Origin of the sequence: Paenibacillus algicola (genome assembly GCF_005577435.1) — a bacterium.
Lineage (GTDB): Bacteria > Bacillota > Bacilli > Paenibacillales > Paenibacillaceae > Paenibacillus_AQ > Paenibacillus_AQ algicola.
Map to the genome: position 1 here is coordinate 3,957,303 of NZ_CP040396.1, position 22,698 is coordinate 3,980,000.

The following is a 22,698-nucleotide window of genomic DNA, read 5'->3' on the forward strand; positions in this document are numbered from 1 at the left end:
CCCGTTACCCCTTGGCGCGGCGGCGGCGGAGCACCTCGTACATAATGACTCCTGCCGCTACGGAAGCGTTGAGGGAGTTGATCTGTCCGGACATTGGAAGCTTGACCAGCACGTCACATTTCTCCCGGATCAGCCGCCCCATGCCTTTGCCTTCGTTGCCAATAACAATAGCAACCGGTCCGTCGAATACCGTCGATTCAAAAAGTTCCTCCGCTGCATCCACGGCCGTGCCTACGATCCATACGCCCATTTCCTTAAGCTGCTCAATCGTCTGCGCAAGATTCGTCACGCGGGCGACAGGAACGTACTCTACTGCTCCGGCCGAGGTTTTGGATACCGTGGCTGTCACTTGGGCAGACCGGCGCTTGGGCAGAACGACGCCATGAACGCCCGTGCAGTCTGCGGTTCTCAGGATGGAGCCCAGATTGTGAGGATCCTCGATCTCATCGAGAAGCAAAAGGAAGGGAGCTTCCCCCTTCTCTTCAGCACGCTTGAGCAGGTCGTCCAGCTCTGCGTATGCGTATGGGGCTGCCTGGGCTACAACACCCTGGTGCTGTACGCCGGGCACCATCTGGTCCAGCTTGCGCTTGTCCACATTTTGAATGACGATCCCCGCTTTTCTGGCTTCAGCAATGATGGGCTGCGTCAGATGCTTTTGTGCATTTTCAGCAATCCATATTTTATTGATGGTGCGTCCCGAACGGAGCGCCTCTGTTACCGAGTGCTTCCCGGCAATGATTTCTTCTTCCTGCATAACAGCTTCCTCCTGATGCCTGCCAATGCTGCGAGTGCTGCAGGTCGGCGGCTGGGTTATTTCATGATTCGACATTTATGATTCGACATGATTTTCTTTGTATTCAATACCTTGGCCGATCAGCTCCCGAAGCCGGTCATGCTGATTGGCGTAATACAGATAGCCTACCAGACATTCAAACGCCGTAGCATGCCTGTACTCCAGTACATCGGCATTCTTGGGTACGCTGCCGGACTTGGCATTCCGTCCCTGGCGGACCACATCTCTCTCCTCTTCCGTTAACCGGGACTCCAGAAAGCTTAGAATTGCGCTTTGGGCCCGGGCGGAGACCAGGCTGGTTGCAGCCCGGTGCAAATGATTCGGCCGCAAGCCCGGCTTGGAAATCAAATACTGGCGAACTGCCATCTCATATATAGCATCTCCTATATACGCCAGTACAATCGGCGGTATTAAGCGGAGAGGGCGGGAGGACGGATAAGGAAACCATCCGTCCTGTCCCTGCATAGGACCGCCGCTCATTTACGCCGCCAGCGCATCCCCTGCGCCGTATCCTCCAGCAGGATGCCCCGAGCTGCCAGCAAATCGCGAATTTCATCGGCTCTCGCCCAATTCTTGCTGCTGCGGGCCTCTACACGTTCGCGGATGAGCTGCTCAACCTCTTCATCCAGCAGCTCTTCTGCCGGTGTGTCCACGATGCGAAGCACCCCGTTCATCTCTTCATAGGCAGCCAGCACAAGCTTCAGGTCCTCTGACGGGATGGAGGGCTGCTGCAGCAGCTGATTGGCTTCTGCTGCCCATTGGAACATCGCTGTAATGGCGTCCGGTGTATTGAAGTCATCCTGCATTTTGTGATGGAACTCCGCCAGCACAGCGGCCATACTCTTAGTAACCGTCTCGCTGGGATGTCCATCCGGTGAAGACACAGCCAGCTCCAGACGGTGACGGATGTTGCCGGCTGCATTGCTGATCCGATCAATGCTGCTCTGTGCCTGATCCATCACCTCATCACTGAAATTCAGCGGGTTGCGGTAGTGTGTCGAGAGCATGAAATAGCGAATCGCTTCCTTCGTATATTGATTCCGCAGCTCCCGCACCAGCACACCGTTACCGAGTGATTTCGACATTTTCTCATTGTTGATTCGAATGTAGCCGTTATGCATCCAATAGTTCGCCAGCGGCTTGCCCGTCAAGGCTTCCGACTGAGCCACCTCGCACTCGTGGTGCGGGAACTGGAGATCCTGGCCGCCGCCGTGAATATCCAGCGTATCCCCCAAGTACCGGCGGGCCATGGCCGAGCATTCAATATGCCAGCCCGGGCGGCCGCTTCCCCATGGGCTATCCCAGGAAATTTCACCGGGCTTGGCTGCTTTCCACAGCACGAAGTCTTCCGGATTCTCCTTGCGCCGGTCCACCTCGATCCGGATGCCGAACTGCAGCTCATCCAGGTTCTGCTGAGAGAGCTTTCCATAGTCCTGAAACTTGCGCGTCCGGTAGAATACGTCTCCACCATTCTCATAAGCGAAATCCTTGTCGATCAGCTCCGAGATGAACCCGATGATCGGTTCCATGTTCTCTGTCACACGCGGGTTCAGCGTTGCCCGCGGAATGCCCAGGCCGTCCAGATCCTCGTAATAAGCAGAAATAAACTTTTCTGCCACTTCCGGCACGGTCGTTCCGGTCTGCTCCGCCTTGCGGATCATTTTGTCATCCACATCGGTAAAGTTAACGAGATAATTCACAGCATAGCCCTGCTGCTCCAAATAACCGCGCACCACATCAAAAAAGATCATCGGGCGCGCATTGCCGATATGAATATAGTCGTATACGGTCGGGCCGCACACATACATGCTGACCTTGCCAGGTTCATTGGACTGAAAAGCTTCCTTCTTGCGGGTTAGTGTATTATACAGGTGAAGTGCCATGGTTAGGGTCACATTCCTTTCGTCCTATCGCTTTTGTAAATCTTTATGCACCGCTGCCTCCAGAGGTTCACGAGCGGGATCACCGGACCCAGACCCCGTCTCCTGACGGCGGCTCAGCTCCTCGCGCAGCTCATCAATTTCCTTTTGCATCGTTCGCAGCATATCCACCACCGGATCCGGCAGCCGGGTATGATCCAGCCGATCCCGCACCCGCTCTCCGTTCTGCTTCACGACCTTGCCCGGGTTGCCCACCACCGTGCTGTTCGCCGGCACCTCCCGGAGCACGACGGCATTGGAGCCGATATTGGAATTATCCCCAATGGAGAAGGAGCCCAGTACCTTGGCGCCAGAGCCGACAACCACGTTGCTGCCGATGGTCGGATGCCGTTTCCCCTTTTCCTTGCCCGTGCCCCCCAGGGTAACTCCCTGATAAATGACAACATCATCGCCGATCTCACAGGTCTCCCCAATCACTACACCCATTCCATGGTCGATAAACAGCCGCTGGCCGATGCGCGCACCAGGGTGAATCTCAATGCCGGTCATAAACCGGCTGATCTGTGAAATGACGCGGGCCAGCGTGTACCATCGTCTTTTGAACAACGCATGAGCCACCCGGTGCGCCCACAGGGCATGAAGTCCGGAGTACGTGAATACTACCTCAAACCACCCACGGGCGGCCGGATCGTTCTCGAACACCGTGCGAATATCCGACTTCATCTGCTTGAACATGGTCCTCCCCCTCTCTCTTTACCACTACCGTCCCGCTGTCTGCAAAATATAAAACAAAAAACGCCCCTGCAGCTCTCGCTGCAGAGACGTCGATTACGCGGTCCCACTCTGCTTGAATCCTGGCACGCCCTGATCAGCTGCCGTCTTGACAGCTCCAACAAGGGTAAACCCCGGATTCCACTCCAGTCCGTAACGGGGACGACCGGCATTGTCTAACGTAAAAACCGCTTCAACAATGCAGCTCCCAGGCGCATTTCCGCTCTCGGCAGTGGATCGCTTTCAGCCTGGAGGAGCCATGCCTGGCATGACCATCACTCCCGCAATCCTCTCTGTAATCCGCCTTCATTCACGCGTACTTCTCCTGATCATTGCTGTTTCATTATGACTTCGTACCTTGATACTGCTCTATATTCTACTCAAAAGAAGACGCTGTGGCAAGAGGTCTCCATGCCCAGGCTGCAAGCCTAGCCCTTGATCTGGGATTCAAGGCGCTCCAGCACCCGATCTCTGCCCAGCAGCCAGATGGTCTGATTCAAATCCCGGCCATGCGTCTGCCCGGTCAATGCTACCCGGATCGGCATGAACAGCTGCTTGCCCTTAAAGCCGGTCTCCTTCTGCACTTCCTTAATCAGGGCAGCGACGTGCTGAGCGGTAAATGTCTCGCTTGCCTCCAGCTTCTGGCGAAGTGCGGACAGCACAGCAGGCACCTGCTCTCCTGCCATAATCTCTGCCGCCTCTTCATCCATTTCCAGATGAGTGCGGAAAAATACGCTGGATAATTCAACAATTTCTGAAGCGGATGTCAGCTGCTCCTGATACAGGGCAACCAAAGCGCGTGCCCAAGACTCTTCCTGTGCATCCAGCTCCTGAGGAAGACGGCCGGCCTTCTGGAGGTGAGGAATCGCCAGATTCGCCACCACATCCGGGTCCGCCTGCTTGATATAAGCATTGTTCAGATGCTCCAGCTTCTTCGTATCGAATACAGCCGGGCTCTTGGACAGACGGTTTGCATCAAACATCTCGATCAGCTGCTCCCGGGAGAGGATTTCCTCCTCGCCTTCCGGGGACCAGCCCAGCAGCGCGATGAAGTTGAACAGCGCCTCCGGCAAATAGCCCAGCTGGTCATACTGCTCGATAAACTGGATGATCGACTCATCCCGCTTGCTCAGCTTCTTGTGATGCTCATTCGTAATCAAGGTCATATGACCGAACTGCGGCGGAGTCAGGCCCAGCGCTTCGTAGATCATCAGCTGACGCGGCGTATTGGAGATGTGATCCTCGCCGCGAAGCACGTGGCTGATCTTCATCAGCGAATCATCCAGCGCTACAGCAAAGTTGTACGTAGGGATGCCGTCTTTTTTCACAATGACAAAGTCGCCGGTTTCCTTGCTGTTGAAGGAGATCGTGCCCTTCACCATGTCATCCCAGGTATAAATGCGTTCGTCCGGAACACGGAAGCGAATGCTCGGTACCCGCCCCTCGGCCTCAAAGCCTGCGCGCTGCTCTTCTGTCAGATTCCGATGCTTACCGGAGTAGCGCGGCGTTTCACCGCGGGCCATCTGCTCCTCCCGCTCCTGCTCCAGCTCTTCCTCTGTGCAGTAGCAGTAGTATGCCAGGCCGCGGTCAAGCAGGTCCTGCCAGTAGGTGCGGTACAGGTCCAGACGCTCGGTCTGGCGGTAAGGGCCGTAGGCACCGCCTACGTCCACGCTTTCATCCCATTGCACGCCGAGCCATTTCAAATATTTCAGCTGGCTCTCCTCGCCGCCGGCCACGTTGCGCTTCACGTCTGTGTCTTCGATCCGGATAATGAATTTCCCGCCATGCTTGCGGGCAAACAAATAATTAAACAGCGCCGTTCTGGCATTGCCGATATGTAGATGTCCGGTTGGACTCGGCGCATAACGGACGCGGACTTCTTCAGTCATGGATGATTCCTCCGTAGGCATATTCTTTTTTTGGTAAAATATTGAATGATTTCTTTGCTCAAGATGATAGCATATCTGAAACGAGACAGACAACCGCCTGCGCGGCAATGCCTTCGCCCCGTCCCGTAAAGCCCAGCTGCTCGGTCGTCGTCGCCTTCACATTGATCTGCTCCGGCTCGGCATTCATGGCCTTGGCCATAATTTCGGCCATCTGCGGGATGTACGGCGCCATCTTCGGCTTTTGTGCAATAATGGTACAGTCCGCATTCCCCAGCGAATAGCCCTTCTCCTTGGCCATGCTCCACACCTCTTCCAGCAGCTTCAGACTGTCGGCATCCTTAAAAGCGGGATCAGTGTCCGGAAAATGTCTGCCAATATCGCCCAGACCTAATGCGCCGAGAATCGCATCACTCAAAGCATGCAGCAGCACATCGGCATCGGAATGCCCCAGCAGTCCCTTCTCGTACGGAATATGCACCCCGCCGATAATGCAGGGTCTGCCCTCCGTCAGCTGATGCACATCAAATCCCTGGCCTACGCGAATCATGAATCCGACTCCTCCTTGTTTCGTGTCATCAACGCCGCCAGCACCAGATCATCCGGCGTCGTAATTTTGATATTGCTGTATTTGCCCTCTGTAATCGCCACCGGCAGCCCGAGATGCTCCAGCAGCATCGCATCATCCGTTGCCGTAAAGCCGTCCTGCTGTGCCGTCTCGTGGGCTCGCAGCAAATCAGCAAGACGAAAAGCCTGCGGCGTATGCACAGCCCACAGACTTTGACGGGCCGGTGTGCCCGTAATCAGGCCCTGCCCGTTGACCTGCTTGATCGTATCCTTCACAGGCACGGCCAGCACAGCCGCTCCCTCCCGGATCGCGGTATCCCTGCAGGCTGCGATCTCCTCGTGCGTCACGAAGGGACGTACCCCGTCATGGATCATCACCCATTCACTGTGCAGCTGCAGGATCCCGAGATACACGGACTCCTGACGCTCCCGGCCGCCGGGGACGACAGCCTTGACCTTGTCCAATCCGTACTCCGAGATCCAGTCCTGACAGCGCGGCACATCGTCTTCCCCCGTCACCAGCACGATTTCTTCCATCCATGGCAGGCGGTTAAATATATCCAGGGTCTGGACCACAATTGGCCTGCCGCCAATGTCCAGAAACTGCTTGCTTTCCCGGGTGCCCATTCTTGAACCTTTTCCTGCCGCTACAATCACGGCTCCGAAGCCCGTAAACATATCAAAACCCCTGTTCCAAAATGCCCCGCTTTAGAGAAGCTTGCCTGTCATCCCTGCTGCGGCGCGCAGTATAGGTACATGTTCCATCATACCTGTTTACTGCGCTTTTTCCAACAGTTTCGGTTTCGCAAAAATCATCCGTCCCGCCGAGGTCTGAAGGACACTTGTGACCAGCACCTCCATCATGTTGCCGATATAATCCCGTCCGCCTTCCACGACGATCATCGTCCCGTCATCCAGATAAGCCACGCCCTGACCGTGCTCCTTGCCATCCTTGATGATCTGCACGAGAATTTCCTCGCCTGGCAGCACGACCGGCTTCACCGCATTCGCCAGATCATTGATGTTCAGCACCGACACGCCCTGCAGCTCACATACCTTGTTGAGATTGAAATCGTTGGTTACCACCTTGCCCTGAAGCACCTTTGCCAGCTTGACCAGCTTGCTGTCCACCTCGGAGATGTCTTCAAAGTCTCCTTCATAGATGAGTACCTTGACGTCCAGCTCCTTCTGGATCTTGTTCAAAATATCCAGTCCCCGCCGTCCCCGATTGCGCTTCAGCAGGTCAGATGAATCCGCGATATGCTGCAGCTCCTCCAGCACAAACTCAGGAATGACAATTGTCCCCTCAATAAACCCGGTCTTGCAAATATCAGCGATCCTGCCGTCAATAATGACACTGGTATCCAGAATCTTATGCTCCTCGAACCAGCTCGGCTCCGGTTCGGCGCTCTGACTCCAGCGGCCGCTCATCCAGAAGGATGCCAGCTCGTCCTTCTTCTCCAGGCCGATCCGGTAGCCCGCATAGCCTCCCAGCAGCGTCAGGCCGACCTGAAGCAGGCGTCCTCCCTGGCCCAGCCAGGCAAGGCCTGGGGAGAGGAGCAGCGACAGCAGCAGGCCTCCCAATAGACCCGCCATACCGGCAGCCAGCTCGTTCATAGGCACTCTTGCGCAGGCAGCAATCACTCCCTGCAGCCTTCCGGCGAATCGGTCGGCCAGAAGCGTCCCGCTCATCCCGAACAGCAGCGCACCCAAGAGAGCAAACACCCCGCTTCCCCCTCCCAGCATGCCTTGACCAAATACGAGCCCCAGCTCGGGAAACGATGGCTCCAGCCACTCATATAACGAATTTCCGCACCATGCCCCGCACAGTAAGGTGAATACTAAGATAGCTTTTTTTAACATAGGTCCGGCGCACCTCCTTTAACAAAATAGTGTCAACTTATAGCACTCAGTATGGTCTGATTTTCCAATGGATAATCGTATAGAAATGTAAAATTTTATTGGAAGAGGAAAATGCGCGGTCATGTGGCTGACTTTCAGGGCATATCAGGGCATGACGGAGAGAATCCCCGGTTCAAGCCGATTCCCGGCAAGCTGGCCAGGTTGAATCCCTAGATGGGGTGGACTATAATGAATGCAACTATATCAACAAATCGAGGTGGATGTTAAACGATGAACGCTCCTAATTTACAGGCCTTTCAGGATCAGGTCTCCGAATTGCTGCTCCGCCACCGCAGTCTGCTGGACGTCCTCTCCAAGAATGGCCAAAGCAGTGCTTCCGTTAACCGGGCTGTCACCAAAGCGATCACGGAATGCGGTTGTATTGAGCTGCATGCCACCAAACAAAGCTTTGACGCCGGGACCGATCTTGAATCGGCCAGAGCGCATGCCGGCACTCATATCGAGGGAAGCTTGTGCGAGAATTGCCGGGAGGCTGTAAGCTCTGAGCTGGGGCGCAATTTGTTTTATATGTCTGCTATGGCCAACCTGCTCGATATTCAGCTGGAGGAAGTACTCAACAAGGAATCCAAGAAATGCTCGACGCTGGGATTGTTCAATCTATCGTAAAGATGTTCTAAGCAAAAAAAGCATTTATTTCTCTGCCCTTACGTTCAAGGACAGGAAATAAATGCTTTTTATTCATTCGTGGATATGTCGGTATGGATCCGAGTAACGCTATACATGGTCACAGATGGCATTACCGGTCCGAAGAACGATACGCCTCTTCCTCAGAATTCCGCTTCATACGGCGGCCGCGAATGAGACGCTGCACACTCTGCTTCAGGCCAAAGCCTGCATACAGCACCAAGGGTACAAAGATCAGCATAGAGGTCTGCTCCGGAAAGAACACCGCTACAGCGACCGCAGCAATAACGACCAGCGGCGTAAACTTGATCGCCTTCTTCGGAAGGCCGATCTTCTTGAAGTTCGGGTATTTCACACGGCTAATCATCAGATAAGAGAGCAGCAGCATGGCAATCATCATATAGGGCGCTGAAATTTCTTCGTGGAACAGAGCCAGTGTAGCCAGTACACCGCCCGCCGCCGGAATCGGCAGCCCGATGAAATATCCCGGAATACCCGGGCGGACATTGAATCGTGCCAGTCGGAGCGCTCCGCACATCGGAAAGACCGCGGTTACAGTCCAGGCCAGCGCACTGTTCATATCCATAAAAGCTACGGAATACATAATGAGCGCCGGTGCTACGCCAAACGATACGATGTCAGACAGGGAATCCAGCTCTTTGCCAAAATCACTCTGCGCATTGAGGGCGCGAGCCACTCTGCCATCCAGTCCGTCAAGCAGCATAGCGACGATAATCATAATAGCCGCTGTGCTGGTGTTACCGTTTACCGCAAGAATTATGCCAATCATTCCGAGAAACAGATTACCTAAAGTAAACATGTTCGGAATTGATTTCGTCATGGGTTGTTCACCTCGTTAGATTTTACATCACGTTAATAGATTGTATGATATTTACATTTGTCTGTCAATAAATACTTGATCCTGCAGACGCTTCAGACCTTCTTTAATCGTGCGCGCCCGCACCTCTCCGATGCCGTCCACTTCATCGAGCTCATCAATGCTCGCCGCCATAATGCTCGGCAAATCCTCAAATGTATCCACCAGATTACGAATAATGACATTCGGCAGCCGCGGGATTTTATTCAGGATGCGGTAGCCCCGGGGAAGCACTTCCTCATCGGCGGTAGCTGTGGAGGAGGGATAGCCCAACAGCCGAAGAATGAGATTAATATCGAGAAGCTCCTCGTCATCCAGCCGCTTCAATGCATGAATAATCTCTCTGACGTTCTCCTCGCTGTACTCCTTGGCATAATCGGCATACAGGAACCAGGCTTCCTCTTCAATGTTGCTGACGAGCTCTTCCATCTGCATACTGATCAAACGGCCTTCGTTACCCAACTCATTGATATACCGTTTAATCTCCTTCTTAATCCTTAACACCATTTCGACCCGTTGAATAACATTTACGACTTCGTGGATTGTAACCAGCTCTTCAAATTCCGAGGCGGACAGGTTCGTCAGCGACTGGTTCAGCACCACCCGGTAACGCTCCAGTGTCTGAATAGCCTGATTCGCTTTGGTCAGGATGACGCCAATTTCCTTCAGAGAATAACGGATCGAGCCCTGATACAGCGTAATAATGTTCCGGCGCTGGGAGATGGACACCACCAGCTTCCCCGTCTGCTTCGCCACCCGTTCTGCAGTACGGTGCCGAATTCCGGTTTCGATGGAGGAGATCGAGGAGTCCGGAATGAGCTGGGTATTGGCATACAGTATCCGCCTTAAATCCTCACTCAGAATAATCGCACCGTCCATCTTGGCCAGCTCATACAAGTAGTTCGGCGAGAAGTCACAATTGATGGAGAAGCCTCCGTCTACAACCTCCATCACCTCTGGACTGTAGCCGACCACGAGCAGGGCCCCGGTTTTGGCGCGCAGCACGTTCTCCAGTCCGTCACGGAAAGCTGTCCCCGGTGCCACCAGCTTCAGCAGTTCATTCATTTTGTCCAGTTGAACCGATTCTTTCACCTTAGTATGCCCCCTAATTTAACGCAACCGCTAACGCATCTGCTACCGTATTAACTCCAATAATTTCTATGCCCTTGGGATGCTTCCATCCCTTCAGGCTCTTCTCGGGCAGGATAACCCGTTTAAAGCCCAGCTTCTGCGCTTCCTTCACCCGCTGCTCCGCACGGGACACTGCCCGCACTTCACCGGTCAGGCCGACTTCTCCGAAGATGACGTCATACGGCTTCGTCGGTACATCGCGGAAGCTGGATGCAATGCTGACTGCGATCGCAAGATCCACAGCCGGCTCATCCAGCTTCACGCCCCCGGCTACATTAAGGTAAGCGTCCTGATTCTGCAGGAACATGCCCATCCTTTTCTCCAGCACCGCAATAATGAGATTCATCCGGTGATGATCTACCCCGGTGCCCATCCGCCTTGGAGACGGAAAATGAGTCGATGAGATCAAAGCCTGCAGCTCCACAAGTACGGGCCGTGTGCCTTCCATGCTCGCTACCACCGTAGAGCCGGCTACCCCCAGCGGACGCTCGGAGAGAAACAGCTCGGATGGATTGCCAACCTCCCGCAGCCCCTCCTCACCCATTTCAAAAATCCCCATCTCGTTCGTGGAGCCGAAGCGGTTCTTCACGGCGCGCAGCAGCCGGTACGTATGATGGCGTTCCCCTTCAAAATAAAGCACGCAATCCACCATATGCTCCAGCATCCGCGGTCCCGCGATGGCTCCTTCCTTCGTCACGTGGCCCACGAGCACTGTAGCGATGCCCTTGACCTTCGCAATCCGCATAAACCGGGCGGTACATTCCCGCACCTGCGATACGCTTCCCGGAGCACTTGAAATATCCGGCTGATACACCGTCTGAATGGAGTCAATGACCACAAACTGCGGCTGCACGCTTTCAATCGCTTCCTCCACACTCTCCAGATTCGTCTCGCAAAGCACAAACAGCTCCGGGGATAAGGCCCCTAGGCGGTCAGCACGAAGCTTGGTCTGGCGAACCGATTCCTCTCCCGAGATATACAGCACCCGCAGCCCGCGATTAGCCAGCTGATTCGAGGTTTGGAGAAGCAGGGTTGATTTGCCGATGCCCGGATCACCGCCGACAAGCACAAGTGAACCCGGGACGAGTCCGCCGCCGAGTACTCTGTTCAGCTCTATAATGCCGGTCTCGATCCGGGGCTCCTTGCCGCTCTCCACATTCAGGATGGATACGGGCTTCTCTTTACTATGAAATACGGGCGAATTCATGCCCTGTGTCTTGATTACCGTCTCGGTTTCTTCCACCATGGAGTTCCAGGCCTGACAGCCTGGGCATTTGCCGTACCATTTCGGCGATTCATAGCCGCAGTCGGTACAATAAAACTTGGTTTTGGATTTAGCCATGTTCTCTCCTTTATGATGACCATCCTTTACAAAAAACCATAAGTCTTTTGCGAATTAGGCATTACTCAAAGTTTACCATTGATCACAAACCAACGTAAAGGCAAATCGGGAATCCTCTCCTTGATTATCGGTCTGTTTTTCCTAAAGCCTTACTGTATATACAAAAAAAGCAGGCCTTCGCGCATCATGCATCGGCCTGCTTCTTCAATCGCGATCACAGCAGAGGAGCATGCTGCCGGCTGTCGCCGGCAACTTTTACTCTCCTGCCTGATGAGATCCTGTATCTTATTATGACTTGGGTTACTCCTGCTGCGCCGGGGCAGCCTGCGTTTTGGTTACGGTCAACGCGCCTTCGCTCTCGTCGATCAGCAGCTGATCTCCTTTGGAGATATTGCCCTTCAGCAGCTCCTCGGACAAACGATCCTCTATATGCTTCTGAATCGCTCTGCGGAGCGGACGGGCACCGAATGCCGGATCATAGCCTTCCTTCGCCAGGAATGCCTTTGCTTGATCGGTCAGCTCGAACTCCACATTGAAGTCACGCAGCCGCTTCTTCAGCTCATCCGACATCAGCGTCACAATCTCGCCGATGTGCTTCTCTTCCAGGGAGTGGAACACGATGATTTCATCAATCCGGTTCAGGAATTCAGGACGGAAGCTCTTCTTCAGCTCATCCATGACCTTGCCCTTCATGTTGTTATAATCATGGCCCGCATCCAGCGATGCCGTGAAGCCGAGGGTAGAGTTACGCTTGATCGCTTCCGCTCCAACGTTAGAGGTCAGAATGATCAGCGTGTTGCGGAAGTCAACAACCCGGCCCTTGGAATCGGTCAAGCGTCCATCCTCCAGCACTTGCAGCAGGATGTTAAACACTTCCGGATGAGCCTTCTCAATCTCATCAAGCAGGACGACGGAATAAGGCTTGCGGCGAACCTTCTCGGTCAGCTGGCCGCCCTCATCATAGCCGACATATCCTGGAGGCGCTCCAACGAGCCTCGAAGTCGAGTGCTTCTCCATGTACTCGGACATGTCGATCCGCACCACGGCGTTCTCATCGCCGAACATGGCTTCTGCCAATGCACGGGCAAGCTCAGTCTTACCTACACCGGTTGGACCGAGGAAGATGAAGGAGCCCATTGGGCGCTTCGGATCCTTCAGGCCAGCGCGGGAGCGGCGTACGGCACGGCTGACTGCCTTGACGGCTTCCTCCTGGCCAATGACCCGGCTGTGAAGCAGCTGCTCCATGTTCAGCAGGCGCTCGGTCTCTTCTTCCTTCAGCTTGTTCACAGGAATACCGGTCCAGATGGCTACCACATCCGCAATATCCTCCGGAGTTACCTCGGAATCTGTACGTCCCTGCTTCTCTTTCCACTGGTTCTTCGTCACTTCCAGCTCTTCACGCAGCTTCTGCTCCGTATCACGGAGCGCCGCAGCCTTCTCAAACTCCTGGCTCTGTACAGCAGCATCCTTCTCCTTGCGGATATCCTCCAGACGAGATTCCTGATCCTTCAGGTTCGGTGGAATGGTGTACGTATGCAGCCTTACCTTCGAGCCTGCTTCATCAATCAGATCGATCGCTTTATCTGGCAGGAAGCGGTCTGTAATATAACGGTCGGACAAGCGTACCGCCTGTTCAATCGCTTCATCGGTAATTTTGACACGGTGATGCGCTTCATACCGGTCACGCAGACCGTACAGAATCTGGATGGCCTCTTCCGGAGACGGCTGATCCACCGTAATCGGCTGGAAGCGGCGCTCCAGTGCAGCATCCTTCTCGATGTACTTGCGGTACTCATCCAGGGTAGTTGCCCCGATGCACTGCAGCTCGCCCCGAGCCAGAGAAGGCTTCAGAATGTTGGAGGCATCAATAGCTCCTTCTGCGCCGCCCGCACCAATCAGCGTATGCAATTCGTCGATAAACAGAACAATATTGCCTGCCTGGCGAATCTCGTCCATGATTTTCTTCAGGCGGTCCTCGAACTCACCGCGATATTTCGTACCGGCCACCACGGAGCCCATATCGAGCGTCATCACTCGCTTGTCACGCAGCGTTTCCGGAATTTCATTATTAATAATTTTCTGGGCCAGGCCTTCGGCGATTGCCGTCTTACCTACCCCTGGCTCACCAATCAGCACCGGATTGTTCTTCGTCCGGCGGCTCAGCACCTGAATAACGCGCTCAATTTCCTTGCTGCGCCCGATTACCGGGTCCAGATTGCCTTCCTTCGCAATCGCTGTAAGATCACGCGCCAGGCTGTCCAGCGTTGGCGTATTGACATTTTGCGGCTGGCCGTGATGGCTCGAAACCGCTTCGCTGCTGCCAAGCAGCTGCAGCACCTGCTGACGCGCTTTGTTCAGGCTGATGCCCAGATTGTTCAGCACCCGTGCAGCCACACCTTCGCCTTCGCGAATGAGTCCCAGCAGAATATGCTCGGTGCCCACATACGTGTGGCCCAGCTTCCGCGCCTCATCCATCGAGAGCTCAATGACCTTCTTCGCTCTTGGGGTGTAGGCAATATTCGTCGGCTGTTCCTGACCGCGTCCGATCAAGGTCTCTACCTCATCCTGAATCTTCTCAAGACCCAGTCCAAGACCGATCAATGCTTTGGCGGCAATACCGTCGCCTTCCCGGATTAATCCGAGCAAAATATGTTCTGTACCGATATTATTATGGCCAAGCCGTACTGCTTCTTCCTGAGCCAGTGCGAGCACCTTCTGTGCACGTTCCGTAAATCTGCCAAACATCATAAGTATTGCACCTCCATGATTGATGGTTGTATTGATTTTAAACGCAGCGCCGTCATTTTGCAAAATGGTTTAGCAAGGCTCCTGCTGCTGCCCGCTTAGCGTCTGCCGAATCAGCTTCGCCCGGCAAGAGTCCCGGTCGCCCAGATGGATGCTCTCCCCGAATTTCTTTTGCAGAAATCCGGGCTGGGTCATCACGTTCAGCTCATTCATCACGGAGCTGGACGGACCGTCCAGCAGACCCAAATCCACGCCAAGACGAACGTCGGACAGGCGCTGCGCAGCTTCCTTAGACTCCATCACAGCTGCATAGGACAAAATGCCATATGATCTCATAACCCGGTCCGTAATCCGCAGCCGGGAGTCGTTCAGCAGCTTCGCGCGCGCATTTTTCTCATGTTCGATAATTTGCAGCACGACGCTGTGCAGGTTATCTATAATTTCATGCTCGGTCTGTCCGAGCGTAATTTGATTCGATATTTGAAAAAGATTGCCGAGTGCTTCACTGCCCTCGCCATAAATTCCGCGCACCGTCAAGCCAACCTGGGATACCGCCGACAGAATCCGATTAATCTGCTGGGTCATGACCAGCGCGGGCAGATGCATCATAACTGACGCTCGAAGGCCGGTGCCGACATTGGTAGGGCAGCTCGTCATATAGCCGCGCTTGTCGTCAAACGCATAATCGAGCTTCTCTTCAAAAGCATCATCAAGCTCTGTGGCCTTCTCCCAAGCCTCCATGACCTGAAAGCCAGGATACAGGCACTGGATGCGTAAATGATCCTCTTCATTAATCATAATACTGATAGATTCATCGTCGTTTAACACGACTGCCCCGTTTCTCGACTCATTGGCAAGGTTCGGGCTGATCAGATGCTTCTCGACAAGCACCTTCTTATCCAGGTCGTCCAGCTCATCCAGATGGATGATGTGAAAGGCAGGAGTCCCCTCCTCGCACAGCCCTTCCTGGATCACCCCGGTCAGGATGCTCAGCACCTCACCGGACTGCTGGTTGGTCGCTAGCAGCGGGAACGGAAGCTGACGCAGATTGCGTGCTACCCGCACCCGGGTACTGATGACAATATCAGAATCCTGACCGCTTCCGCGCATCCACTCGCTGAGTGCGTGTTCGGTGAACCGGAGATTCGACATCACGCATTCCTCCTACTAAAATAAATGCAGCTTGTAAGCAAAGAGACCGACTAAACTACGGGGTCAGCCCCTTCTCTAACTCCCGGATCTGGTCGCGGATTTGCGCGGCCGTTTCGAATTCTTCCTGAACAATGTGTTCATGCAGCTCTTTTTTCAGCTCGGCGATCTTCCGCTTTGTCTGAATGCGTCCACCGCTTCGCTTCGGCACCTTGCCGACATGCGTGGTGCTGCCGTGCACCCTTTTGAACAAGGGATCCAGGCGATCCGAGAAATAGCTGTAGCAGGAGCTGCAGCCGAAGCGGCCCAGCTTGCTGAACTGGGTATAGGTCATCCCGCATTCCTCACACCTTGGAACCTGAGGTGCTTTGGCGCCGGACAGCTGCCCTTTACCCGATGGATCCAGATCCAGCAGGCCGGAGAGCAGGCTGTGGATCGAGAAGCCATTCGCCGTTCCGGGGATCATCTCCCCCTTCTCCCTCGCACAGGTCTCGCAAAAATGGAATTCCGTCTTCTCGCCATTCACAATCTTCGTAAAATGAAGCGTCGCCGGACGGATTCCGCATTCCTGGCACACCATACTCATTCACTCTCCCCTCTACAATAGACCGTGTTTACTTGCCCAGCAGCGACAGCAGCATCGCCTTCATGACCCGGGAACGGAGCTCATCGCGATAAGGAAGCTTCAGATTCAGACACTCCCTGGATATCGCACCCCGCATCAGACAGGCCTCCCGCTTGCTCAGAAATCCGGATTCCTCCAGCTGGTAGATCAGCCCTTCCGCTGCAGTCTGGTCTATATGGCTGCCGATACTGTGATGTAGATGATGGTGCAGCTCCGTGTGCTGAGGCAGCTCGATCCGCTGAATGCGAATGTAGCCGCCGCCGCCTCGCTTGCTCTCCACCAAATACCCTTTCTCCAAGGTGAAACGGGTCTGGATGACATAATTAATCTGGGAAGGGACGCACGAAAATTGCTCGGCTAGATCATTCCGCTGAATTTCGATCGTGCCTTCCTTACTGTCCTGTAGACTGCCCTTTAAATATTGTTCGATAATATCCGAGATATTACGCATGTTGTTCATCCTCCACTGATTGAAACGCTAAGCCGTCTTCATCTTACACGTGTCGCACAGAGTCTTGCTCCTGGTTATGTTTAACCACCTGCAAACCATTAGAATCCCTTTTCGCTGACTTTGACTTTCTTTGACTTTGATAATATTATAGCATATTTTTATGATTTGCCAAGAGCTCCGTTATCATTTTTAACCGGGCTGTTGGAGAATATTCATGCCGCTTCAAAATTCACCCTTACCAGCCTTGCCTCACCCTTTATCCTGCCAAAAAAGCCCCTGCCGTACAGCGGCAGCATCTGCTGCCCTTGCACGGCATAGGGGATAGGGAATCCGGGCGCTGCCGGAACTGTTATGATCGTATTCTCTCACATCAAGCGCGCTTTAGCTTACTTCTACTTTACGCTCAATCAGCTTCTTCGTGAAATACACAAGAACGGCTACCACGATCAGCTCCAGAAGCAGCGGTCCCCAGGGGATTTCCGTGATGGGTCTAACCGGGGAGGCTGCAGACTCCTGGACACCGATTTGGAGCACAAAGATTTTGTTCGTCCAGGCGTTCGGTTCCCCTTCAATCCGGTCACCCAGCCAGGAAACGACGCTTGGAATCGCAATGGACAGCGCAATGCCGAGCCACAGGCCTCCTTTTGCAGAAAATACTCTTGCCACCGTTACACAGAAGAGCACCGTAACCACAAAGGAAGTAAATTGCCACAAAAGTGCAAGAATCATCAAAGTCCAATCCAGCCAGTGTAACACGCCAACCTGCATGAATGCCTGCCAATTCTCACTCCAAAGCACCAGAATATGAGCACTTATCAGCAGCACAATAAAGAACAGCGCCATCCAGGACTGCACAACGGTAGAGATCATCCCGGAGGATACCGGGACCGGAAGCAGGCGCCGGCTGTAAGAGCGGATATTATGGTCAAATGTCTTAAACACAATGATTTGCAGGATGACCCCCGTCATGGCATAGGCCACCATGCTAAGAACCAATGTCACTTCATCCTTCCAGTACCCCAGACTATTCAGCGTAAGCATGACGCCCTGCAGAAGAACCAGCACCGTGATCAGAGCCAGCACCGCTCTTCCATTCCGTTTCCAGTCATATTTCAGTAGCCTAATCATTCCGCAAACACCTCTTTAAACATCTCGTCAACACTTTTGCCATGCTTTAGGCGCAGCTGCTCAACTTCCTCATGCATGACCATTTCACCGTCCCGGATAAAGACAATCTCATCAAAAATCCGCTCAATATCCCGCACCAAATGCGTAGATATGATAATGCTGCTGTCCTCATGATAAAACTCCACAATGGCATCCAAAATCTTGCCTCGCGCTACCGGATCTACGCCGCCAATCGGCTCGTCAAGCAAGTACAGAGCAGCATTGCGGGACAGCGCAAGCGTCAGCTGAAGCCGCTCGTTCATGCCCTTTGACAGTGCACTGATCTTGTCCTCCTGCTTCAGATTCATAAACTCCAGCATATGTGTCGCTTTCTCCATATCAAAATCGACGTAGAAATCACGGTAAAACATCAGCGCGTCCTTCACCTTCATCCATGATTCTGTCAGCGGACGGTCTGGCATGAACGAGACCATACTTTTTGTCTTCGGTCCCGCAGGAAGCCCCTGAACCTCCACACTTCCGGAGGAAGGGGAGAGCAGACCTGCGGCCATTTTCATCAGGGTGCTTTTGCCGCTTCCGTTACTCCCCAGCAGTCCGATAATTTTTCCGCTTCCGACTGTCAAGGAAATGTCTTGCAGCGCAGTCTTGCGGCCATATTGCTTGGAAGCCCCTTTGAATTGAAGCAGATGCTCTACCATTAGCTCTTCCTCCCGTTGAATTCTCCGGTTCTGAATGCGTCCGAGACGATGGACAGAATATCCTGCTCCTGAAATCCGAGCTCTTTCATTTCTGTAATAAAATGCTGAATCAGATCTCCAGCCATTTCTTTTTTAATGCTCATGATTTTGGATTCCTCACTTGTGACATACCGGCCGAGCCCCCGCTTGGTCTCCACGATCTCTTCACGCTCCAGTTCCTGAAAGGTACGCTGTACGGTGTTGGGATTGATTTGCAGCAAGGAGGCAAGCTCACGCACAGACGGGATTTTGTCTCCCGACTGAAGCTTGCCGGTAATGATCTCTTTTTTGATGTAATTCATAATCTGAATATATATGGGCAGGTTGTTGTCAAATTCTATACTCACTGGGGTCTTCTCCTTTCAGCCGCTTGGGTAAGGGCTGCACCCGTCCTGGCTTTACCGCTTATGCAACATCACGCTTGTGAAACGTCCAGAAGCCGACCGCCAGAAACAGCAGCAGGTATACGGCCAGCAAGGAGGCCGAGAAGGTTAGTGACATTCCCGGAAGAGGCCCTGTTCCTCCATCCCTGTATATGGACAAATCTACGTTCACGAACGGCAGATATTTATACCAATTGTATCGGGTTAATAGCTGGTTTGCCAGACCCTGTGCCACAATCAGGAACATGCCGATGCCGATGGCTGCGCCGGTGGAGCGGGTCACAATACTGACGACAAAGGTAATCGTTACATACAGGAGAGTGTACACCAGACTGTAGAGCGTACTCCACAGCAAATCTATGAAGGTCATATTTCCACCCGATGCTTCAAAAAAGAGCGCTCCCGCCGCCAACCCCGCTGCCAGCGTGAAAGCAGCCAGCGTCACAAGATACATCAAAATTGCTGTATACTTGGAGGCCAGGATCTTGCTGCGACTTTGTGCACGGACAAGCAGCAGCTTAATGGTTCCGAAGCTGAATTCCATCGACACCAGACCCGCTGTAGATACGATCGCCAGCAAAGTCATCATCTGCCCCATTCCTTGGGTGCTTACGGCCAGTTGGGCAAATTCCAATGTCGTACTAGAGCCGGAGGCAAATGAATCGATCAGGTATGCGATGCCAAAAGCCATGGCTGCCAGCAGAGCATACGGGAGAACAAAGCTTTTCTTTTTAAACATCTTCAGCCATTCGTTGATGGTCAGCTTTACAAAGCTACGCAATACGGCCGCCTCCCGTCCATTTTAAAAATTCTTCTTCCAGCGTTTCCTTCACTTCGGTGATCCGGTAGAGAAGGATCTTATGCTCTACCAGCCGCTGTACCATGACAGGGATGAAGTCGTCTTTCAGCCTCAGGATCAGCTCCGGCTGGTCTGTAGGCTGATTCAGCACCGTAACCTCCTGCATGCTCCGAATGACCTCCAGGGCAGCGTCAGCCTGATTTACACGAATGCACACTGTGACCCAGCCCTCCTGATTCTGCCCCTGGCCCATGACCCGTTCTGTCACCAGCCTGCCTTCTTGTATAACGACCACACGGCTGCACATCAGCTCAATCTCCGATAAAAGATGGCTTGAAACGAGGACTGCTATCCCTTCTTCTTTGGCAATCTGCTTCAGATAATCTCTCATCTCGCGAATGCCTGCCGGATCAAGGCCATTCGTCGGTTCATCGAGGATCAGGATGGTCGGGTTATGCAGGAGGGCTTGAGCAATACCCAGGCGCTGCCTCATCCCGAGGGAGTAGGAACGAACCTTTTTATGGATGGCATCCTGTAAGCCTACAAGCTGCACGACCTCGTGCAGTCTGGATTCTGCAATCCCTTCACTCATCCGCTGATACTGCCTCAGATTGTCATAGCCGCTCATATAGGGATAAAACTCCGGGTTCTCAATGATACCCCCGATATGGGAAATGGCTTGTGTAAATTCACTGCGGATGCTGTGTCCATGCACTGTGACATCCCCTTTCGAGATCCGGATCAGCCCGACGATCATTCGAATGGTCGTCGTCTTGCCGGCTCCGTTCGGACCGAGAAGTCCTACCACCTCGCCGCGGCGGATGTCAAAAGACAGGTTATCGACAATATTGCGATTGCCGATCGTTTTGGTAATTGATTTCGCACTGAGTACCACTTCATTGCTATTTTTGGTCATACTTCCACCCCTTGCTTGTGTTAGTGTTATAGTTAGATAGTACACTAGGATAGCGAGACTGTCAATGGGCGCTTGTGATGATAAAGCAAAAAAAACCGTTACTGCATTAGCTGCAGTAACGGTTTCTTCTTTGCTTGGCGGCGTCCTACTCTCCCGGGACCCTGCGGTCCAAGTACCATCGGCGCTGGAAGGCTTAACGTTCGTGTTCGGGATGGGTACGCGTGGAACCCTTCCGCCATCACCACCAAACATGATTTTTCGGAGCATAGCTCTTCAAAATCGCTGCGAGAAAATATCAAACCTTGATATTCACCCTCAGTGTGCTCAGATGTTTGATCACCTGAAAACTAGATACGAAACGAATGTGCGTTGTTAGATTGATCATTAGCGTAATGCTTTCGTAGCTAGCTTTGCTTCGCAAAGCTCTGCGGATGCTTCCGAAGCTAGCTTTGCTTCGTAAAGCTTGTAGGATAAGCCCTCGACCGATTAGTATTGGTCAGCTCCATGCATTGCTGCACTTCCACCTCCAACCTATCTACCTCGTGGTCTTCAAGGGGTCTTACGTATTGGGAAATCTCATCTTGAGGGGGGCTTCACGCTTAGATGCTTTCAGCGCTTATCCCTTCCGTACGTAGCTACCCAGCCATGCTCCTGGCGGAACAACTGGTGCACCAGCGGTACGTCCATCCCGGTCCTCTCGTACTAAGGACAGCTCCTCTCAAATTTCCTACGCCCACGACAGATAGGGACCGAACTGTCTCACGACGTTCTGAACCCAGCTCGCGTACCGCTTTAATGGGCGAACAGCCCAACCCTTGGGACCTACTTCAGCCCCAGGATGCGATGAGCCGACATCGAGGTGCCAAACCTCCCCGTCGATGTGGACTCTTGGGGGAGATAAGCCTGTTATCCCCAGGGTAGCTTTTATCCGTTGAGCGATGGCCCTTCCATGCGGTACCACCGGATCACTAAGCCCGACTTTCGTCCCTGCTCGACTTGTAGGTCTCGCAGTCAAGCTCCCTTATGCCTTTGCACTCTTCGAATGATTTCCAACCATTCTGAGGGAACCTTGGGGCGCCTCCGTTACTCTTTAGGAGGCGACCGCCCCAGTCAAACTGCCCGCCTGACACTGTCCTCGCACCGGATCACGGTACCAAGTTAGAACCTAGATACGATCAGGGTGGTATCCCAACGGCGCCTCCACAGAAGCTGGCGCTCCTGCTTCAACGGCTCCCACCTATCCTGTACAGATCGTACCCAAATCCAATATCAAGCTGCAGTAAAGCTCCATGGGGTCTTTCCGTCTTGTCGCGGGTAACCTGCATCTTCACAGGTATTAAAATTTCACCGGATCTCTCGTTGAGACAGCGCCCAAGTCGTTACGCCATTCGTGCGGGTCAGAATTTACCTGACAAGGAATTTCGCTACCTTAGGACCGTTATAGTTACGGCCGCCGTTTACTGGGGCTTCGGTTCACAGCTTCGGATTGCTCCTAACCGCTCCCCTTAACCTTCCAGCACCGGGCAGGCGTCAGCCCGTATACTTCGCCTTACGGCTTCGCACAGACCTGTGTTTTTGCTAAACAGTCGCTTGGGCCTTTTCACTGCGGCCCCCTCGTGCTATTCACACTACCGGGGCACCCCTTCTCCCGAAGTTACGGGGTCATTTTGCCGAGTTCCTTAACGAGAGTTCTTCCGCGCGCCTTAGAATTCTCTTCTCGCCTACCTGTGTCGGTTTGCGGTACGGGCACCTTCACCTGACTAGAGGCTTTTCTTGGCAGTGTGAGATCATGACCTTCGCTACTGTAATTTTCGCTCCCCATCACAGCCCAGCCTTAGAAGTGTGCGGATTTGCCTACACACCAGCCTCACTGCTTAGACGGACATCCATCAGTCCGCGTCACTACCCTCCTGCGTCACCCCATCGTTCATAACGGCTTACGGTGGTACAGGAATTTCAACCTGTTGTCCT

21 protein-coding genes and 2 rRNA genes (1 of these 23 cut by a window edge) are annotated in these 22,698 nt (G+C 53.5%); 1 reads left to right on the forward strand and 22 read right to left on the reverse strand.

All coding sequences use genetic code 11. The features are described 5' to 3' along the window. Nucleotides 1-4: 4 nt before the first annotated feature. The 8 genes from rlmB to E6C60_RS18610 form a co-directional block, all read right to left on the reverse strand. Complete coding sequence (rlmB, locus tag E6C60_RS18575) at nucleotides 5-754, reverse strand: 23S rRNA (guanosine(2251)-2'-O)-methyltransferase RlmB (protein ID WP_138227890.1); 750 nt, start codon at nucleotides 752-754, stop codon at nucleotides 5-7. 75 nt (nucleotides 755-829) lie between these two features. Then, nucleotides 830-1,273, reverse strand: a complete 444-nt coding sequence (locus E6C60_RS18580) for a Mini-ribonuclease 3 (protein ID WP_138227164.1) — start codon at nucleotides 1,271-1,273, stop codon at nucleotides 830-832. Beyond that, complete coding sequence (cysS, locus tag E6C60_RS18585; protein ID WP_138227165.1) at nucleotides 1,270-2,676, reverse strand: cysteine--tRNA ligase; 1,407 nt, start codon at nucleotides 2,674-2,676, stop codon at nucleotides 1,270-1,272. The genes E6C60_RS18580 and cysS overlap by 4 nt, the downstream gene beginning before the upstream one ends. Nucleotides 2,677-2,700: 24 nt before the next feature. Next, nucleotides 2,701-3,408 carry a serine O-acetyltransferase gene (gene cysE / locus E6C60_RS18590; RefSeq protein ID WP_138227166.1) on the reverse strand — a complete coding sequence of 236 codons (708 nt, stop codon included), beginning with the start codon at nucleotides 3,406-3,408 and terminating at the stop codon, nucleotides 2,701-2,703. Nucleotides 3,409-3,872: 464 nt separating this feature from the next. Further along, nucleotides 3,873-5,333: a glutamate--tRNA ligase gene (gene gltX / locus E6C60_RS18595; protein WP_217496350.1), complete on the reverse strand. Its 1,461-nt coding sequence runs from the start codon at nucleotides 5,331-5,333 to the stop codon at nucleotides 3,873-3,875. Between the two features lie 58 nt (nucleotides 5,334-5,391). Then, nucleotides 5,392-5,880, reverse strand: coding sequence for a 2-C-methyl-D-erythritol 2,4-cyclodiphosphate synthase (ispF, locus tag E6C60_RS18600; protein WP_138227168.1), 489 nt, complete (start codon nucleotides 5,878-5,880; stop codon nucleotides 5,392-5,394). Then, nucleotides 5,877-6,575 (reverse strand): 2-C-methyl-D-erythritol 4-phosphate cytidylyltransferase, encoded by a 699-nt coding sequence (gene ispD / locus E6C60_RS18605; protein WP_138227169.1) that lies wholly within the window; start codon nucleotides 6,573-6,575, stop codon nucleotides 5,877-5,879. Before ispD ends, ispF begins: the two co-directional genes overlap by 4 nt. 96 nt (nucleotides 6,576-6,671) lie before the next feature. Next, nucleotides 6,672-7,760 (reverse strand): PIN/TRAM domain-containing protein, encoded by a 1,089-nt coding sequence (locus tag E6C60_RS18610; protein WP_138227170.1) that lies wholly within the window; start codon nucleotides 7,758-7,760, stop codon nucleotides 6,672-6,674. A 270-nt stretch (nucleotides 7,761-8,030) separates the two neighbouring features. Here E6C60_RS18610 and E6C60_RS18615 point away from each other — a divergent pair, with 270 nt between their 5' ends. Next, the gene (locus E6C60_RS18615) at nucleotides 8,031-8,426 is read left to right on the forward strand and encodes a nucleoside triphosphate pyrophosphohydrolase family protein (RefSeq protein ID WP_138227171.1); all 396 of its coding nucleotides are present in this window, start codon (nucleotides 8,031-8,033) and stop codon (nucleotides 8,424-8,426) included. A 130-nt stretch (nucleotides 8,427-8,556) separates the two neighbouring features. Here E6C60_RS18615 and pssA read toward each other — a convergent pair whose 3' ends face one another. From pssA to E6C60_RS18685, 14 genes are all read right to left on the reverse strand, one after another. After that, a complete protein-coding gene (gene pssA / locus E6C60_RS18620) occupies nucleotides 8,557-9,285 on the reverse strand; it encodes a CDP-diacylglycerol--serine O-phosphatidyltransferase (protein WP_138227172.1) in 729 nt (242 codons plus the stop codon). 51 nt (nucleotides 9,286-9,336) lie between these two features. Further along, nucleotides 9,337-10,413: a DNA integrity scanning diadenylate cyclase DisA gene (disA, locus tag E6C60_RS18625; protein ID WP_138227173.1), complete on the reverse strand. Its 1,077-nt coding sequence runs from the start codon at nucleotides 10,411-10,413 to the stop codon at nucleotides 9,337-9,339. 13 nt (nucleotides 10,414-10,426) lie between these two features. Further along, complete coding sequence (gene radA / locus E6C60_RS18630; RefSeq protein WP_138227174.1) at nucleotides 10,427-11,794, reverse strand: DNA repair protein RadA; 1,368 nt, start codon at nucleotides 11,792-11,794, stop codon at nucleotides 10,427-10,429. Between the two features lie 300 nt (nucleotides 11,795-12,094). Continuing rightward, nucleotides 12,095-14,542: an ATP-dependent protease ATP-binding subunit ClpC gene (gene clpC / locus E6C60_RS18635; protein WP_138227175.1), complete on the reverse strand. Its 2,448-nt coding sequence runs from the start codon at nucleotides 14,540-14,542 to the stop codon at nucleotides 12,095-12,097. A 69-nt stretch (nucleotides 14,543-14,611) separates the two neighbouring features. After that, complete coding sequence (locus E6C60_RS18640) at nucleotides 14,612-15,691, reverse strand: protein-arginine kinase McsB (protein WP_138227176.1); 1,080 nt, start codon at nucleotides 15,689-15,691, stop codon at nucleotides 14,612-14,614. A gap of 55 nt (nucleotides 15,692-15,746) precedes the next feature. Beyond that, nucleotides 15,747-16,268, reverse strand: coding sequence for a protein-arginine kinase activator protein McsA (locus tag E6C60_RS18645; protein WP_138227891.1), 522 nt, complete (start codon nucleotides 16,266-16,268; stop codon nucleotides 15,747-15,749). A gap of 34 nt (nucleotides 16,269-16,302) precedes the next feature. Further along, nucleotides 16,303-16,764, reverse strand: coding sequence for a CtsR family transcriptional regulator (locus E6C60_RS18650; RefSeq protein WP_138227177.1), 462 nt, complete (start codon nucleotides 16,762-16,764; stop codon nucleotides 16,303-16,305). Nucleotides 16,765-17,145: 381 nt separating this feature from the next. Beyond that, nucleotides 17,146-17,892, reverse strand: a complete 747-nt coding sequence (locus tag E6C60_RS18655) for a hypothetical protein (protein ID WP_138227178.1) — start codon at nucleotides 17,890-17,892, stop codon at nucleotides 17,146-17,148. Continuing rightward, nucleotides 17,889-18,590 (reverse strand): ABC transporter ATP-binding protein, encoded by a 702-nt coding sequence (locus tag E6C60_RS18660; RefSeq protein WP_138227179.1) that lies wholly within the window; start codon nucleotides 18,588-18,590, stop codon nucleotides 17,889-17,891. Before E6C60_RS18660 ends, E6C60_RS18655 begins: the two co-directional genes overlap by 4 nt. Beyond that, nucleotides 18,590-18,976, reverse strand: a complete 387-nt coding sequence (locus E6C60_RS18665; protein WP_138227180.1) for a GntR family transcriptional regulator — start codon at nucleotides 18,974-18,976, stop codon at nucleotides 18,590-18,592. Before E6C60_RS18665 ends, E6C60_RS18660 begins: the two co-directional genes overlap by 1 nt. Before the next feature lie 58 nt (nucleotides 18,977-19,034). Further along, nucleotides 19,035-19,793: an ABC transporter permease gene (locus E6C60_RS18670; RefSeq protein WP_138227181.1), complete on the reverse strand. Its 759-nt coding sequence runs from the start codon at nucleotides 19,791-19,793 to the stop codon at nucleotides 19,035-19,037. After that, entirely contained in the window at nucleotides 19,786-20,727 is a 942-nt protein-coding gene (locus E6C60_RS18675) for an ABC transporter ATP-binding protein (RefSeq protein ID WP_138227182.1), read from the reverse strand. Before E6C60_RS18675 ends, E6C60_RS18670 begins: the two co-directional genes overlap by 8 nt. A 132-nt stretch (nucleotides 20,728-20,859) precedes the next feature. After that, nucleotides 20,860-20,976: ribosomal RNA gene (gene rrf, locus E6C60_RS18680) — 5S ribosomal RNA — on the reverse strand. 217 nt (nucleotides 20,977-21,193) lie between these two features. Continuing rightward, a 23S ribosomal RNA gene (locus tag E6C60_RS18685) occupies nucleotides 21,194-22,698 on the reverse strand; it runs 1,585 nt beyond the window's last position.

Bases quoted from the DNA above. Each gene is read 5' to 3' on its own strand.
- rlmB (WP_138227890.1), bottom strand. From the start codon at position 754: ATGCAGGAAGAAGAAATCATTGCCGGGAAGCACTCGGTAACAGAGGCG.
- E6C60_RS18580 (WP_138227164.1), bottom strand. From the start codon at position 1,273: ATGAGCGGCGGTCCTATGCAGGGACAGGACGGATGGTTTCCTTATCCG.
- cysS (WP_138227165.1), bottom strand. From the start codon at position 2,676: ATGGCACTTCACCTGTATAATACACTAACCCGCAAGAAGGAAGCTTTT.
- cysE (WP_138227166.1), bottom strand. From the start codon at position 3,408: ATGTTCAAGCAGATGAAGTCGGATATTCGCACGGTGTTCGAGAACGAT.
- gltX (WP_217496350.1), bottom strand. From the start codon at position 5,333: ATGACTGAAGAAGTCCGCGTCCGTTATGCGCCGAGTCCAACCGGACAT.
- ispF (WP_138227168.1), bottom strand. From the start codon at position 5,880: ATGATTCGCGTAGGCCAGGGATTTGATGTGCATCAGCTGACGGAGGGC.
- ispD (WP_138227169.1), bottom strand. From the start codon at position 6,575: ATGTTTACGGGCTTCGGAGCCGTGATTGTAGCGGCAGGAAAAGGTTCA.
- E6C60_RS18610 (WP_138227170.1), bottom strand. From the start codon at position 7,760: ATGTTAAAAAAAGCTATCTTAGTATTCACCTTACTGTGCGGGGCATGG.
- E6C60_RS18615 (WP_138227171.1), top strand. From the start codon at position 8,031: ATGAACGCTCCTAATTTACAGGCCTTTCAGGATCAGGTCTCCGAATTG.
- pssA (WP_138227172.1), bottom strand. From the start codon at position 9,285: ATGACGAAATCAATTCCGAACATGTTTACTTTAGGTAATCTGTTTCTC.
- radA (WP_138227174.1), bottom strand. From the start codon at position 11,794: ATGGCTAAATCCAAAACCAAGTTTTATTGTACCGACTGCGGCTATGAA.
- clpC (WP_138227175.1), bottom strand. From the start codon at position 14,542: ATGATGTTTGGCAGATTTACGGAACGTGCACAGAAGGTGCTCGCACTG.
- E6C60_RS18640 (WP_138227176.1), bottom strand. From the start codon at position 15,691: ATGTCGAATCTCCGGTTCACCGAACACGCACTCAGCGAGTGGATGCGC.
- E6C60_RS18645 (WP_138227891.1), bottom strand. From the start codon at position 16,268: ATGGTGTGCCAGGAATGCGGAATCCGTCCGGCGACGCTTCATTTTACG.
- E6C60_RS18650 (WP_138227177.1), bottom strand. From the start codon at position 16,764: ATGCGTAATATCTCGGATATTATCGAACAATATTTAAAGGGCAGTCTA.
- E6C60_RS18655 (WP_138227178.1), bottom strand. From the start codon at position 17,892: ATGATTAGGCTACTGAAATATGACTGGAAACGGAATGGAAGAGCGGTG.
- E6C60_RS18660 (WP_138227179.1), bottom strand. From the start codon at position 18,590: ATGGTAGAGCATCTGCTTCAATTCAAAGGGGCTTCCAAGCAATATGGC.
- E6C60_RS18675 (WP_138227182.1), bottom strand. From the start codon at position 20,727: ATGACCAAAAATAGCAATGAAGTGGTACTCAGTGCGAAATCAATTACC.